The organism is Streptomyces sp. RPT161, from assembly GCF_027533845.1.
Classification (GTDB): domain Bacteria; phylum Actinomycetota; class Actinomycetes; order Streptomycetales; family Streptomycetaceae; genus Streptantibioticus_A; species Streptantibioticus_A silvisoli_A.
Genome location: NZ_JAPZVN010000021.1, coordinates 26,786 through 41,017, shown reverse-complemented (window position 1 = coordinate 41,017; position 14,232 = coordinate 26,786). Strand labels below are relative to the sequence as shown.

The following is a 14,232-nucleotide window of genomic DNA, read 5'->3' as shown; positions in this document are numbered from 1 at the left end:
GCGGTTATGATGCGGCGGTTGTGGCGGTGGTTACGACCGGACGACGGACTCCTCGGACTCCTGCGTCCTGACGACGGGTGCGGGCCGGTCCGGGCGGCCGGGCAGCCACCAGTTCCACCGGCCCATCAGCTGCATGGCGGCGGGCACCACGACCAGCCGGATGATGGTGGCGTCCAGTGCGATGGCGACGGCCAGGCCGAAGCCGAGTTGCTGGATGGGCATGATGCCGGTGAAGGCGAAGGCGCCGAACACCGCGACCATCAGCAGTGCGGCACCGGAGATCAGCGGCGCGGTGCGGGCCATGCCGGTCGCCACGCTGGAGGTGTTGTCCGCCCCGCTGTCGTACTCCTCGCGGATGCGGTGCAGCAGGAACACCTCGTAGTCGGTGCTGAGGCTGAACAGGATCGCCAGCAGCAGGATGGGCACGAAGTTCTGTAGGTAGCCGAACTGCTGGAAGCCGAACAGAGCGGCACCGGAGGAGTGTTGGAACACCAGCACCAGGGCGCCGTACGTCGCCCCGAGGGAGAGCAGGTTGATCAGGATCGCCTTGATCGGCAGCAGTACGGACCGGAAGGTGATCAGCAGCAGCACGTAGATGACCACCAGCATGACCGCCACCACCGAGGGCAGCCCGTCCGAGATCGCCGAGTTGGCGTCGATGCCCTCCGCGGTCTCACCGCCCACCACCGTGTGCAGGCCGGGAGCGCCGAGCCGGTCCACGGTGGACCGCATGGCGGCGACCAGGTCGCGGGAGGGCGCGCTGGACGCGTAGTTGTCCGCGATGACCTCGAGCACGATGGTGCGCCGGTCGCTGGAGACGAAGTGGTTGACAGTGGCGCGGGCGTCGGCCGGCAGCCGGTCGAAGACCGCCGGGTCCAGCGCGGCGAACGGCCGAGCGGGACTGACCGCCCGTAGCGCGTCGACCGGCGAGTTGACGTCGGTGACGTGCGGAAGCCTGGCCAACTCGTCGCGCACCGCCAGGATCCGGCCGCTGTCCCGCGCGGTGTTCAGCGGGGTGTCCGAGCTGATGACCACCTCGTTGGGGGAGGCGGAACCGGGCCCGAACTGCTCGCGCATGGCGTCGTACCCCTGCCGCACGGGGGAGGACTCGGGCACGATGCGCGCGTCCGGGGTGAAGGTGCGCAAACCGAGTGAAGGGGAGGCGAGCGCCACCATCGCGACGATCGCCACCACCAGGAACAGGACCGGACGCCGCATGATCTGCCGTGCCACGTTCCGCCAGCGCCGCCCCTGCTCCTCGGGCCCACGCCGCTGCATGGGCAGTCGGCCCCACAGGATCCGGTCGCCCAACAGCAGTAGTACCAGCGGCAGTACGAGCACCGCTGCCAGCACCGCGAAGGCCACCACGACCAGGATGCCCAGCGCGATCGACTGGATGACGTTGAGGTCCACCAGGAACAGGCTCGACATCGCGAGGATGACGATGAGTCCGGAGAAGGTGACGGTCTTGCCGCTGGTGCGCAGTGTGGCGGCGAGCGCGGCCGTGCGGTCCCGGCCGCGGGCGAGTTCGTCGGTGTAACGGGAGATGATGAACAGCGAGTAGTCGACGCTCACCCCGAGGCCGATCATGGTGGCCGCGTTCTCCACGAAGATCGACAGCTCGAAGTGCTGGGCGAGTACCGACATCAGCCCGAGGGTGAAGACGATCGCCGTCGCGGAGACCACGAAGGAGACCACCGCCGACGCAATGCCCCGGTACAACAGCAGCAGGATCACCAACAGCAGCGGGAACGTGATGAGTTCGGCGGTCTGCAGGCCCTTCTGGCTCAGTGTGTTGATCTCGCCCCACAGCGTGCCCGCGCTGACCAGTGAGACCCGCAGTCCCTGTGGTGCGAAGCGGTGGTCGATGTCGGTCTGGATGCCGGGCAGTACCCGGCGAGCCGTGCCGTCGTCCAGCTTCAGTCCGACGAGGGTGATGGCGGTGTGCCGGTCCTTGCCGACGAACTTCCCACGGGCCGCCGGGGACAGGTCGAGCCAGCCGTAACTGCCCACCACCGCGAGCCGCTTGTCGCCGATGACCTGCCGCATGGCCTGCCCCACCCGCTGGTCGAACGCGGGGGTTCCGGCGGCGTTGCGCTCGTCCCGTACCAGCAGGGTGAGGTCGCTGGCGCCGCGGTCGGCGAAGCCGGACTGGGTGGCCGTGATCGCCTGCTGCGAGCCGGACCCGGGTACGTACCAGCCGCCACCGCTGAGCCGGTCGGCGATGGGCAGCGCGGCGACCCCGGCCGCGACCAGCGCCACCAGCCATACGGCCAGCAGCGGCCAGCGGAGTCTTGCGATCGCGCGGATCAGACGTTCCGACATACCTAGCTCCGGTGAGAGGGGGTCCGTGGGGTGGGGGAGGGCCCAGCGGGTGGGGGAGGCGGCCGGTGGATCAGACCTTCGCGCCCACCAGCCCGGCGAGTTCGCCGAGGGTGGTGATCTCGCGCAGTTCGTCCTGGGTGAAGATGGTGTCGAACTCCTCCTGGAGGTCGACGGCCATCTCGACCAGCAGGAAGCTGTCCGCGGCGAGTTCCCGCAGGGTGGTTTCCGGGGTCAGCTTCTCCACCGGTATGGACAGCGTCGTGCTGATGCGGTCGGCGACCTCGTCGAAGGTGACGGCGGTTGGCACTGTCGTCTCTCTTTCTGGTGCGTTGGCTTGCGGGGTGCGGGTCTCGCCGTGGAACGCCGCGGCGACGGACAGGTGGGCGCCGTGCAGCCGGGTGCTGGCGTAGCCGAAGACCGGCTCGCGGTGCGGGCCGGCGCGGGCGCTGCCGCGGCGGGCGGACGCGTCGAGGGTGCGGTAGTCGAGCAGTACGGTGTGCCGGTTGTCCGGATCGGCCTTGAACAGCGCCTCCTTGACCGTCCACAGCCGCAATTGCTCACTGGGCCTGGCGTGTTCGGGCAGCGAGGCCAGCCAGGACCGTTCGTGCTCGTCGAGGAAGAACCGGGCGGTGTCCACCCGGGCCTGCCGGTCGGTCTCCAGGTCCACCCCGATGCCCGCCAGCCGCGGTGCCGGACGCACCGCGCCGGCGGCCACCGCCGCGCCCTCGATGTGCGACAGCGACAGCCGGCGGTGCGGAAACGCGTAGCCGGTGGTCTCCCGCGGCAGCCCGAGCACGCCCAGCAGCACCCGCAGAGCGTGCCGGGAGACCAGCCACTGCGGCCTTGCCCGGCGCGGCAGTTCGGCGAGCCGGTCCCGCTCCCGGCGGGTGAGGGTGTGCGTGGCCAGCGGCTGCCGCGTCCACACGGCGAGCACGGTCTCGGTCATGCCTTGCCGGGGACGCTCAGGTCGACGGCGCCGTCGCCGAGGAAGGCGATGCGTTCGCCGTACTCGGCGAGGGTCTTGGCGTAGACCTCCTCGTCGGCCGCGGTGAACCGGGCGAGGGTGTCGTCGATGAGCTGCTGGCCGTACTTGCGCGCCATCTCCTGGAGCGCGTCGCGCACGTACTTCACGTGCCAGCGCTCGTCTTCCATGATCGTCTCAATGGTCTGCCGGACCCGCGGATGGGTGTCGGGCGCCCGCAGATGCCGGTGGTACTGGCCGATCACCCGCTTCTCGAAGACCTGGGTGATCGCCATGACCTCCATGAGGTTGGCGGGCAGGCCCACCGCTTCCAGGTACTGGTCCTGGTAGGCACCGGAGAGCTTCTCGGCGTTGTAGCCGAGGTCCTCGATGCAGCGCGTCCAGTATTTGGCGTGGTTGGCCTCGTCGGCGAAGTGGTGGGTGACATCGGCCTGTAGCGGTCCGCCGCGCAGGGTGCGGGCGACCCGGCCGAAGAACAGCGCGCCGTTGATCTCGGAGGAGCGGTAGAAGCTGAGCAGCCACAGGTCGTTCTCGGAAAGCGTCGTCACGGTGTCTCCTGGGTCCGGCGGCCCCACTTGGATTCGATGAGCCGTAGGCAGGTGGTTTCCGCCAGCGCGAGCGGGTCGGGAGCCGTGTAGCCGGGCCAGGCGGCCCGCAGCGCGTCGTTGCGGAAGGTCTTCGGTAGGTACAGCTGGTGCGCGAACGGCGAGACCGAGGAGAGCGACTGGTTGATCGGGCCGCCCCGCAGCAGGTCGGCCGCGGACAGCAGGTCCTCGAAGCTCTCCTGGTCGCAGGGGAGCGGCCGCATCAACCCGCGCCGCTGGAAGCCCGGATCGCGCTCGAAGACCGTGAAGGCGGTGTCGACGAGCTGGTCCAGCGTCGCGGTGTCGGCCGGGTCGGGGCAGATGTGGTAGACGCCGTCGGCGATCGCGGGGTCGAGCAGTCTGGTGACCGCCGAGGCGGTGAACGACGCCGTCGCCAGGCTCAGCGGCGTCGCGCCGTCGCCGGGCAGCAGGGACAGCAGTCCGTAGTAGAACAGCTTCAGGGTGTTGTGGAAGGCGTTGTACTGGGTGACCTGGCCGCCGTCGTCGTCGGCGACGAGCGTCGGCAGCCGCAGCACGGAGACCGGCAGCTCCCCGGCGGCGCCCAACACCTCTTCCTCCGCGGCCCACTTGGACCACTCGTAGTGGTTGACGAAGCCCACGTCGTCCAGCCGCTCCTCGTGGACGTCACCGCGCCGGCGGCCCGCCGCGTACAGCGTGGACAGCATCGCCAGCCGCTGGAGGTTGTCGCAGCGCGCCGCGAACGCCCGCAGCCGTGCGGTGCCGTCGACGTTGACGCGCTGCGCCAGGTCCCGCTCGACGTTGAAGCGGGTGACGGCGGCGGCGTGCACGATACGGGTCACCGAGCGGGTGTCGATGTCCGCCAGCGCGTCGTCCCGCGACAGGTCGGCGGCGACGACGCGGGTTCTGCTCCGCGCCTGCGGGCCGAGCCGCTGGGCCAACCGGTCCTTCTTCGCGGCGAGTTCGGCGCTGTCGTCGGCGCGTACGGCGAGCACGAGGTCGTCGTCGCCGTCGGCCAGCAGTGCCGCGGCGAGCTGACGGCCCAGATAGCCGTCCGCGCCGGTGATGACGGTGGTTCCCCTCATACCCTGCCTCCACCCAGGCCGGAGCGCACCTTGGCCGCGGCGTCCGCCAGCCTCGGCCAGTCGGCCGGGTCGGTGCCGTGGCGGTCGGTGATGGCGAACAGCCAGCGTTCGATACCGAAGGCGACACAGCCGCTGTGGGCCGGTTCCTCGCCCCGGGTCAGTTCGAAGTTGACCCCGAAGTGGTCGTGGTGGCGGTTGATCGAGGCGATGGCCAGATCGCCGCCGTAGGTGGCCTCGTGCTTGACGGGCTCGACGCGCTGCATGATGTACCGCGGGTTGGCGCGCGGCCGGAAGAACGGGTCGGTCGCGGTCAGCCACTCCAGGGGCAGGTCGACGAGTTCGAAGAACGCGTCCAGTGCCGCCCGGGCCTGTTCGAGGAAGTCGACCACCTCGGCACTGGTGCCCAGGCAGACCACCTCGCGCATGGTGAAGCTGCTCAGCCGGCGCAGCGGAACGTAGTACCGCTCGTTCCGGAAGCAGGTGTTGCGGGTGGTCAGGTACCTGGGCGCGTCGAACGTCTCGCCCAGGTGGTCGTTGAACAGGTGGTAGCAGGCCGCCGGGGTCAGCACCTGGGTGACCGCGGCGAGTTCGGTCACCGCGACGGTGCCGTCCTCGTGCAGCACCGGTCCGTCCAGGAACGCGTCCAGGTTGGCCTCCTGATCGGCCAGCCGGGCGGCGAGGGTCGCCTGGTGCGGGAACGAGCGCAGGTAGTCGACCCGTTGCAGGCGCTGGGCGGGCAGCGAGGCGGGGTGGCGCTCCTCGTCCGCCTGCCAGATCTGGGCGAGGGTGGTGAAGGCCCGGTCGCACTCCTCGGCGAGCCGCAGCAGCGGTCCGCGTAGCGCCGCCTGGCCGGACGGCTGCCAGGACAGGCCGAGTTCGGCCAGCCGCGCCGCCCGTACCGGATCGACGGCGGGCGCCTCGACGGCCGTCATGGCGTCGCTCCCGTCGTGCAGAACCGGAGCACCATCGAGTCGATGTCGCGGAAGTCCCCCGGGTTGAGGTCCTCCACGTCGATCGGCGTACCGCTCAGCCTCTCCAACAGCAGCAGCAGTTCGGGCAGATGGACCGACCGCAGGTACCGCTCCTCGAACAGCGCGGTCTGGTCGGTGATCGTCGCACCGTCCCGGTCGGCGGCCTTGGCCAGTACCCAGGACCGCAGGCTGTCACGGATCTCCTGCTCAGAACGCATCGGCGGGCTCCTTGTCGAGAATGCCTGTCGAGGTGAGGAAACCGACGACCTTCTTCGACACCTCGCGGCGGTGCTCCCGCTGCGCCGGTGCGGACCATGCTCGTTCGGCGATCTCCCATGGATCTTCGAGCCCGGCGTCGGCGTAGACGTCCGGGTTGTAGTACTCACGCCAGGCCATGGTGAAGTACTGCCGCAGGTAGGCCCGCAGCTCCTCGACGGTCTGCCCGCCCCAGGATGGAGCGCAGGCCTCCCACAGCGCGGTCACCAGACGGCGGCCGAAGATCAGATGGCGGGATTCCTCGAAGTGGTGGTTGTGGTTGATGAACCGGGCCACCGGATGCAGCCGGGAGTCCCTGGACTGCACCCAGTTGTAGTTGTCCACGATCTCTTCGAAGATCATGGTCTTGGCGAAGAAGAGGAAGTCCTCGATGTCGCGCGACCGGGAGTCGTGCGACTCCTCGAAGGAGAACTGGCGGCTGCGGTACACCCGCGAGTAGCGGGTGCAGAAGGCGCCGAAGTAGATGCTGTGCTTGTTCTCCTCGTCCAGGAAGTGGTGCAGGTACTCCGAGACGTCCAACAGGTCCTTGCGGTAGAGCCGTTCGGCCAGGCCCTGCATCAGGGACTTCTCACCGTGGATGTTGAGGCTGTAGAAGTTGGCGGCCTCGTGGAAGGCCAGTCGGCAACGGGCGGTCTCGTCAAGCCGCTCCCAGTGCTCCGTGCCGTGCAGGCTCAGGTACTCGGGGCTGCTGAACCACTCCTGTTCCGGCCGGACCTCCTTCGGCCACGCCGCCAGCTCGGTGTACGGGTTCTGGTACGAGCGCTGCGACAGGTGGCTGAGCCTGCTGACGGTGGGGCCGAGCGAGGCGAGCGCCTCGGCCAGCCGGGCTTTGGGCACGTTCGATGTACTCAAGCGGTCCTCATCCGGTGGTCGGTTGCTTGGCGGATGTACGGGCCGGGGTCAGTCCCGGGCGGCGGCAGCGGCCACCGCTTCGGTGGCTTCGAGGATCAGGCACTGCCAGTTCAGCCCGAAGCCCGCCATGATGAGGGCGATGCGCTGGCCCGGGCGCACCCGCCCGGTGGCGAGCAGCTCGGCGAGGTTGACCACGTTGTCGGCGGAGATGACGTGGCCGACGTCCGGCATGGACGAGAAGAACACCTTCTCGAAACCGACTCCCAGCAGTCTGGCCAGGATCTGCCACGCCTTGTCGTTGGTGTTCTGGGTGACCACCCAGTCGAGGTCGGCGGCGGTCAGACCGGCACGTTCCAGGGTCTCGCGCACCAGCCGGTGGGTGTACGAGAAGTAGCTGCCCACCGTCTCGTCGTCGCCCGCCTGCCCCAGGCCGCCGTTGGTGATCTGATGGGCCGTCACAAGACGGAAGGCGCCGGGCTGGCGGCTGACCACACAGGCGGCGGCGCCGTCCGAGATCAGGTTGTACGCCTGCTCGTACTTGGCACCCTCGGGGAACCGGTCGGCTGTCACGCACAGCACCCGGTTCCAGTCCTTCTCCACCTGGAGCATCGCCTGTGCCAGCCGGACGGAGCCCAACATGGCCGTACAGGCCTGCTGGTTGAGGCCGATGACGACCGCCTTGTGCAGCCCGAAGTCGGCCTGCAGCCGACTCGCGGGGAAGTCCATCAGGTGTTTGACGTCCTTCGTGGCTTCCCACTCGGCGGCGTCGCCCGCGTTGCCGTTGAGCGGCAGGCAGGTGGCGTACACGATCGCGTCGACGTCACCGAGCCGGTCGGAGTCGGCGAGCCGGCGGGTGACCGCGCTCGCCAGGTCGTAGGCACTGGTGGTCGGTTCGCACACGTGATGCCAGCGGAACCCGGCGGACTCGAGGTCCTGCGCGGACGAGATCAGTCCGCCCGCGGCCGCCGTCTCATTGACATGGATCTTGCGCTCGCCAAGTGAGTAGACGAACGAGTCGACGAAAACATCCGTCACTGACAACTCCCAGCCCCCCGTAACGAACCATGCGCACACCGCGGTCGTACCGTCCGCTCCATCGCGTACGGGACCGTCGGCTTGGTGAGGTTCAAACGCTCACCAGGGCGCAACCGCTTCCGGTTGAAGGCGCCAAACCCCTTGCGCCTTCGCGCCCCCTGCTCCATGCTTCCGTCTGGCTACGGGCCGCGTCGATGGCCGCCTGCTGCGGATTCCCACGGCCAGACTGTGCACCGAGCACAACCGCCCCACGGGTTTACATGCGCGTTACATGTTCTCCGTGTCGGACTGCGGCGGTGAGGTGAGCGGCAGCGTGTTGACCGCCACCAGTGCCATCTGACAGGCCAGTTGATGGCGGTCGTCGTCCAGCGAGTGACCGGTGAGCGACTCCACCCGGCGCAGCCGGTTGAGCACGGTGTTGCGGTGGCAGTGCAACCGCTGTGCGGCCTTGGCGGCCGAACAGCCGCTGCGGAACCAGGCGTCCATCGTCGTCAGCAGTACGTCCCGCTCCTCCGGCGCGCAGTCCAGCAGGTGCCCGAAGGCCCGCTGGGCCAGCCGCTGTGCGACGTTCGGACTGGTCACCACGAAGGCCTCCAGCAGCCGGTCGTCGAAGGCCGCCACCCCCGTGGTCCCGTAGCGCAGCGTCTGCAGCGCGGTCTCCGCGAAGTGGTAGGCGGTGGCGATGTCGGCGAGGCTGTCCACCTCGCCGGAGACCCCCACCCGCTGACCCGCACCGGCGGAGAGCCATTCGACCAGCCGCGGCAGCGCGGTGCGGCCCAGTTCCAGTACGCCGATCTCCCGGTCCGAGCGCAGCCGCCACACGGCCTGTACCGAGCGCGCGGGCAGCGCGGCGCTCAACGTACGGAAGGACCCGCCCGCGTCCGCGTCCACGGCGACCACCACGAACCGGCCGCGGGTCGGCAGCCCCAGCGTGACCCGCGCCTCCGCGGCGACCGCCGGTTCCACACCGCGCCCCTCGATCAGCGCGTCGAACAGCGCGTCCCTGCGCGCCGCGTCCTCGCGGCGGGCGGTCAACTCGGCCGAACGGTACCCCTTGACCAGCGCCAGCGAGTAGCTGTCCAGCACGTCCCACACCGGCCCGCTCTCGTCCAGCAGCCGTTGCAGCACCTCCGGTGACCTGGCGCGGGCCTCGTCGAACAGCTTCTCCCACAGCAGTTGGGTGGCCAGCCGGTGCACCCGCAGCATCGACTCCAGGGCCACCCCCTCCTGGGCGCGGTGGTGGCCCCAGGCCATGGGCACGGTGAGCGGGTCGTCGTCGGGAACGGGCTTGTCCGCGAGGAACCGCAGGAAGCCCAGTACGTGCTCGCGCAGCGAGCGGCGGATGTCGGCCGGTGGCAGCTGCTGGACGTGCTCCACGTCCCGGCCCGCGGCCAACTCAACGAGCTGCTCGATGAGTTGCGGGGCCTGGCGTATCAGTGCCTCCGCGAGCGCGGGCACCACCGAGCCGTGCCCGCCTAACGGCCGTGTACTGGGCAGATGAATGACGTCTGACGGGCTCTCGGCGTCCTTGGCGGTGCCTGAGGTGATCGCCCGCACCGAGGCGATGTGCGCGGGTACCGACATCTTGAGCTCCCTTTGGCCATGGCCGACGGGTGTCGACGGCTGCCCTCGTAGACTACGAGGCGTGACGGAAAGGTTGCCCATTGCGCTGTGTCGATGTGGCTAGCACCACTTCGGCCGGGGGCGAATTCCGGCCCGGTTGCGCCTTGTCAGGCACCGCGGGCTGGAGCGTCGCGGTTGCTAGCCGTGCCACTCCACCGCTGCCGCGCCCGCGAAGTCACCCGCGTGCGCGAAGCCGCCCAGGACCAGCAACGAGCCGTCCTCCAGGTCGCCTGAGCGGATGGTGCGGTCGAGGGTGATCGGGATCGCCGCGCCGAACAGGTTGCCGCAGGTGTCGAAGGTGTCCGGGTGGCGTTCGGGCGGTAGGCCCAGTGCCTCCCGCCAGTTGCGCAGGAAGGTGCGGTTGGGCTGGTTGGTGATCAGCGTACCGATCTCGGCGGCATCCCTGCCGAGATCCTTGCACAACTCGGTGACCACCTCGGGGACCAGCCGGTTGCCGCGCTCCAGCACCCGGGCGACACCGGTCTCGGTGAAGCCGATCCGCAACTGCGCCTCGCCCGGCTCCCAGTACCTGCGGCCGTCGTCGCGCACCATCGTCATGTCCCCCGCGTACTCGGCGATGTGCCGCACCCGCACGTCCAGTACGGGATTCGGGCCGGACGCGGTGACGTACCCCACCCCGCAGCCGTCACCCGGGATCGCGGCCTGGGCGAGCCCGCGCACCTCGGACTGGGTGAACAACTGGCCGGCCGCGGTCTGCGCGTTGCAGATCAGCGCGGACCTCGCCGAGGTGGTGGTCAGCAACTGCCGGGCGAGGCCCAGCATGTGGACGAACGACGCGCAGCCCCCGTTGGCCACGTCCACCAGCCACTCCGGGGACATGCCGAGGCGGCGCGCCACCTCGGTGCCCGCGCCGACGAACGGCACGTCCGGCAACTGGCTGTGCACCAGCAGCACGTCCACCCCGCGGATCGCCGCCCGGCCGTGCCGCTCCATCAGCGGCCGCACGGCCCGCTCGATCAGGTCGACGTTGCTCTCCCCCTCCGCCACATGGTGCCGGAACGGCGGCACCCGGAACATCGGGCTGTCCCGCAGCCGGTCCTCCGCCCCGGGGTAGCCGGTGTAGAACTCCGCGGGCACCGGCTCGCCCGGCAGATGTGCCGCGACATCGGTGAGGCTGACCGGAGTCAACGGGCCACCGCCCGCGTGGGCGGCACGCTGACCGGAAGCCCGGCCTTGTGGCGGTGTTCCAGGATCGCCTTGAGGTTGTGCATCTCCACCGTGTGACCGGCGTAGAACAGGTCCCAGTACTCGCCCACCCAGCGCCGGTCGGGGCGCGGCGCACGCTCCGGGAACGGGTTGGCGTCGTAGTACGGATGGCGGCAGTTGGTCCAGGTGACCACCGAGCCCGGCTCGTCCAGCACCAGGGACGCCGGGACCACCCGCATCAGATAGACCATCCACAGCGTCTCGCCCTGGTCCCAGGCGCAGTGGTAGTCCACCGTCATCGCCTCGGAGTTGGCCACCACCTTGCAGTAGATGCCGGTGCCCGGCTCCAGCAGGTCGCGCCCGAGCCACAGCCCGGGCGTGTCGGTGGGGCCGAAGTCCCGCAGGCTACAGGTCCATTCCTCCAGGTGGTGCCCCTGGCGCAGATAGTCGTAGACCTGCTCGGGCGGGCAGTCGACGTACTGCTCGATGGTGCAGTACCGCCCGTAGACCTGCTGGTGCGGATAACTCTCCCGGGTCATCCGGGCGCAGTGCTCGGCCAGTTGCTCGGGGGTGGTGTTCTCCACCCTTATCAGGCCGGGCACTTCAGCCAACGTGGAGTGGTCCGCGGTCATCGGTGCTCTCCTCGGTGTGGTCGGGTTCCTGGTCCGGGGCGGCCAGGAAGGGGAGGAACGGGGGGATCTCCCGGTGGTCGAAGTCCAGGGCGACCAACGCCGGACCGGCGTTGCCGTTTCCCCGCAGCAGGGCCAGGCGCAGATCACCGGCGCGGTGTGCCCGGCTCACGTCCAGGTCGGGGAACATAGCCGCCGCACCGGCGGCGATGTCGGACGGACGGAAGACGTTCTCGGTACGGGCGCCGCCCTGGAACAGCTGCTCGCGGGTGGCGCACATCGCGTGCGCGTTGTTGTTGAGGATGACGAAGGTGACCGGGGCCGCGTACTCGACCGCGGTGTGCACCTCCATCCCGTGCATGAAGAACGCGCCGTCCCCGGCCAGCACATACGTACGGCGACCGGTGCCGAGCGCCGCGCCGATGCCCGCGCCGAAGGTGTAGCCCATGCCGCCCATGCCCACCGCCACCACGAACCGGCCGTCGCGCGGCGCGGGCAGCAGATGGATGGCGCTCGCTCCGACGTTCCCGGCGTCCACGAAGACATGGGCGCGCTCGGGCAGCGCCGAGGCGATCGCGGAGAGCGCCTCGGCATACGACAAGCCGGCCCCGGGAGGTGGCGGTACGGCCAACGGGCGCGGGTCGCCCGCGGGTTCCGGGTGCGGGCGGGGCCGTGGCGTCAGTCGGGCGTTGAGGGTGGCCAGCGTCTGGCGCGGGTCGCCGCGCAGCGCGATGCCGGGGACGAACGGCGGTTCCGGGTCCACGCAAACCACGGGGGTGGTGCGCAGCGCTTCGTCCAGGCCGCCGCGGGCCATCAACGGCAGGCGGGTGCCGACCAGCAGGCAGGCATCGGCACGACGCAGATGGTCCTGGACGCCGAGGTGCCCCATCACCCCGGCCACCCCGACGTACCGGGGGTCGTGGTTGGGGAAGACGTCCTTGGCGTCCGGGCTGACCGCCACCCACGCCCCCAACGCCGTTGCCAGTTCGGCCAGTTCCGCGCGGGCACCGGAGGCGGCCACCCCCTCACCGGCGATCAGCAGGACGCGCTGGGCGCCGTCCAGCAGCCGCACGGCCTCGTCCAGGGCCGCCGGATCCGGCCGCACCACCGGTGGCGGTACCGGCGTGCTCCTCGGCACGGTGACGAGGGCCTGCTGTACGTCCTTGGGCAGCAGCAGTACCGCCGGACCCCGCGGGTGGGTCCGCGTTGCCTGGATCGCCTCTGCCAGCAGTCCGGCGAACGACTCCGGTTCGGTCACCCGGGCGCAGAACCGGGACACCGGCGCGAAGACCCGCGCCGCGTCGAAGGAGCCGCCCTTGCCGCTGGAGTCCTGGAACGCACCCCGCCCGTCCAACCCGGTCGGCGGCTGCCCCACCAGTGCCAGCAGCGGCACCCGTGAGGCGTGCGCCTCGGCGAGTCCCGGCACCAGGTTCATCGCCCCGCCGCCGGAGGTGGCCATGACCACACCGGTCCGCCGGGTGGCCCGGGCGTAGCCGTCCGCCATGGTGGCCGCGGAGAACTCGTGCTTCGCCACCACGCCGGTCAACCCCGGCTGGTGGTGCACGGCGTCGTACAGGTCCTCGATGTTCGCGCCACCCACGCCGAACACGTACCGGGCGCCGATCCGGGCCAACTCCCCGGCCAGGTAGTCGACCAGGCGCACCCGGGCGTCCGCGGTCATGCGCCCACCTCCGCGAAGCCGTCCCTGCCGGGGGCGACGATCAGGCCCGCGGGGGAGAGCACCTGGAAGCGCTGCCGGTACTCGCCCGGAGTGAGCCCCATGGCCCGGCCGAACGACCGCAGGAAGGTCTCCACGGCCGGGAAGCCGCAGCGCCTGGCCACATGGCTGATCGGCAGTTCGGTGCTCTCCAGCAGCTCACGCGCCCGCGCGATCCGCATCCGCTCGACGTACTGGCCCGGTGTGGTCCCCACCTCACGGCGGAACACCCGGGCGAAGTTGCGTGGGCTCATGTTCGCCCGCCGCGCCAACTCGGCCACCGGCAGCGGCTGTTCGAGGTGGCCCAGGATCCACTCCTGGGCCGCCCTGATCGGCAGCGGGTCGGCCAACTGCGCCTCCAGCACCGCGCTGAACTGCGACTGGCCGCCGTGCCGTTTGAAGAACAGCACCAGATAGCGGGCCATGTCCAGGGCGACGGCCGCACCGTGGTCGGCCTCCACCAGCGCCAGCGCCATGTCGATGCCGGTGGACACCCCCGCGGACGTCACATACCGGCCGTCCCACACGAAGATCGGCCCCGAGTCCACCGTCACCCGCGGATAGCGGCGGGCGAACTCCTCGCAGTACGCCCAGTGCGTGGTCGCCCGCCGCCCGTCCAACAGACCCGCCTCGGCCAGCAGGAACGCCCCGCCGCACACCGAGGCCACCCGGCGCGACCGGGCGGCGGCGTCGCGGATCCAGGACACCAACTCCCGCTCCCGCAAAGCCTCGCGCAGCCCCCAGCCCCCGGGCACCAGCAGGGTGTCGATGGGGCCGACCGCCTCGTCCAGCCGCGCGGCCTGGACCACCAGCCCGACGGAGGTGCGCACCAGGGGCGCGTCGGCGGAGACGTACTCGATGCGGTAGCCCACCCCCTGCTCGGCTAACCGGCGGTTCACCGTGTCGAACACCTCAATGGGCCCGGTGACGTCCAGCGCCTGCACGCCGGAGTAGACCACGACCACCACACGTCGTTGGATCACGGTCACAGCGTGTCGGCGACCGAA

The 14,232-nt window shown here is 70.3% G+C and carries 13 protein-coding genes; all 13 read right to left on the bottom strand.

Annotated features, from left to right (window positions below):
* Positions 1-30 precede the first annotated feature (30 nt).
* Positions 31-2,325 (bottom strand): MMPL family transporter, encoded by a 2,295-nt coding sequence (locus O5O46_RS28860; protein WP_269858553.1) that lies wholly within the window; start codon positions 2,323-2,325, stop codon positions 31-33.
* A 70-nt stretch (positions 2,326-2,395) separates the two neighbouring features.
* The gene (locus O5O46_RS28855) at positions 2,396-3,271 is read right to left on the bottom strand and encodes a 4'-phosphopantetheinyl transferase superfamily protein (RefSeq protein ID WP_269858552.1); all 876 of its coding nucleotides are present in this window, start codon (positions 3,269-3,271) and stop codon (positions 2,396-2,398) included.
* Positions 3,268-3,855 carry a ferritin-like domain-containing protein gene (locus O5O46_RS28850; RefSeq protein WP_269858551.1) on the bottom strand — a complete coding sequence of 196 codons (588 nt, stop codon included), beginning with the start codon at positions 3,853-3,855 and terminating at the stop codon, positions 3,268-3,270. The genes O5O46_RS28855 and O5O46_RS28850 overlap by 4 nt, the downstream gene beginning before the upstream one ends.
* Positions 3,852-4,955, bottom strand: a complete 1,104-nt coding sequence (locus tag O5O46_RS28845; RefSeq protein WP_269858550.1) for an SDR family oxidoreductase — start codon at positions 4,953-4,955, stop codon at positions 3,852-3,854. Before O5O46_RS28845 ends, O5O46_RS28850 begins: the two co-directional genes overlap by 4 nt.
* Complete coding sequence (locus tag O5O46_RS28840; RefSeq protein ID WP_269858549.1) at positions 4,952-5,887, bottom strand: aminoacyl--tRNA ligase-related protein; 936 nt, start codon at positions 5,885-5,887, stop codon at positions 4,952-4,954. The genes O5O46_RS28845 and O5O46_RS28840 overlap by 4 nt, the downstream gene beginning before the upstream one ends.
* Entirely contained in the window at positions 5,884-6,144 is a 261-nt protein-coding gene (locus O5O46_RS28835) for an acyl carrier protein (protein WP_269858548.1), read from the bottom strand. The genes O5O46_RS28840 and O5O46_RS28835 overlap by 4 nt, the downstream gene beginning before the upstream one ends.
* A complete protein-coding gene (locus O5O46_RS28830; RefSeq protein WP_269858547.1) occupies positions 6,134-7,054 on the bottom strand; it encodes a diiron oxygenase in 921 nt (306 codons plus the stop codon). The genes O5O46_RS28835 and O5O46_RS28830 overlap by 11 nt, the downstream gene beginning before the upstream one ends.
* Positions 7,055-7,102: 48 nt before the next feature.
* On the bottom strand, positions 7,103-8,089 hold the full coding sequence (locus tag O5O46_RS28825) for a 3-oxoacyl-[acyl-carrier-protein] synthase III C-terminal domain-containing protein (RefSeq protein ID WP_269858546.1): 987 nt from the start codon (positions 8,087-8,089) through the stop codon (positions 7,103-7,105).
* 267 nt (positions 8,090-8,356) lie between these two features.
* The gene (locus O5O46_RS28820) at positions 8,357-9,673 is read right to left on the bottom strand and encodes a PucR family transcriptional regulator (RefSeq protein WP_269858545.1); all 1,317 of its coding nucleotides are present in this window, start codon (positions 9,671-9,673) and stop codon (positions 8,357-8,359) included.
* Between the two features lie 177 nt (positions 9,674-9,850).
* Positions 9,851-10,861, bottom strand: coding sequence for a 3-oxoacyl-ACP synthase III family protein (locus O5O46_RS28815; RefSeq protein ID WP_269858544.1), 1,011 nt, complete (start codon positions 10,859-10,861; stop codon positions 9,851-9,853).
* A complete protein-coding gene (locus O5O46_RS28810; protein ID WP_269858543.1) occupies positions 10,858-11,511 on the bottom strand; it encodes an SRPBCC family protein in 654 nt (217 codons plus the stop codon). The genes O5O46_RS28815 and O5O46_RS28810 overlap by 4 nt, the downstream gene beginning before the upstream one ends.
* Positions 11,483-13,189: a thiamine pyrophosphate-binding protein gene (locus O5O46_RS28805; protein WP_269858542.1), complete on the bottom strand. Its 1,707-nt coding sequence runs from the start codon at positions 13,187-13,189 to the stop codon at positions 11,483-11,485. Before O5O46_RS28805 ends, O5O46_RS28810 begins: the two co-directional genes overlap by 29 nt.
* Positions 13,186-14,208, bottom strand: coding sequence for a GlxA family transcriptional regulator (locus O5O46_RS28800; protein ID WP_269858541.1), 1,023 nt, complete (start codon positions 14,206-14,208; stop codon positions 13,186-13,188). Before O5O46_RS28800 ends, O5O46_RS28805 begins: the two co-directional genes overlap by 4 nt.
* Positions 14,209-14,232 lie beyond the last annotated feature (24 nt).

Coding starts and splice junctions, on each gene's coding strand:
- O5O46_RS28845 (WP_269858550.1), bottom strand. CDS start 4,955: ATGAGGGGAACCACCGTCATCACCGGCGCGGACGGCTATCTGGGCCGT.
- O5O46_RS28840 (WP_269858549.1), bottom strand. CDS start 5,887: ATGACGGCCGTCGAGGCGCCCGCCGTCGATCCGGTACGGGCGGCGCGG.
- O5O46_RS28860 (WP_269858553.1), bottom strand. CDS start 2,325: ATGTCGGAACGTCTGATCCGCGCGATCGCAAGACTCCGCTGGCCGCTG.
- O5O46_RS28805 (WP_269858542.1), bottom strand. CDS start 13,189: ATGACCGCGGACGCCCGGGTGCGCCTGGTCGACTACCTGGCCGGGGAG.
- O5O46_RS28810 (WP_269858543.1), bottom strand. CDS start 11,511: ATGACCGCGGACCACTCCACGTTGGCTGAAGTGCCCGGCCTGATAAGG.
- O5O46_RS28835 (WP_269858548.1), bottom strand. CDS start 6,144: ATGCGTTCTGAGCAGGAGATCCGTGACAGCCTGCGGTCCTGGGTACTG.
- O5O46_RS28855 (WP_269858552.1), bottom strand. CDS start 3,271: ATGACCGAGACCGTGCTCGCCGTGTGGACGCGGCAGCCGCTGGCCACG.
- O5O46_RS28820 (WP_269858545.1), bottom strand. CDS start 9,673: ATGTCGGTACCCGCGCACATCGCCTCGGTGCGGGCGATCACCTCAGGC.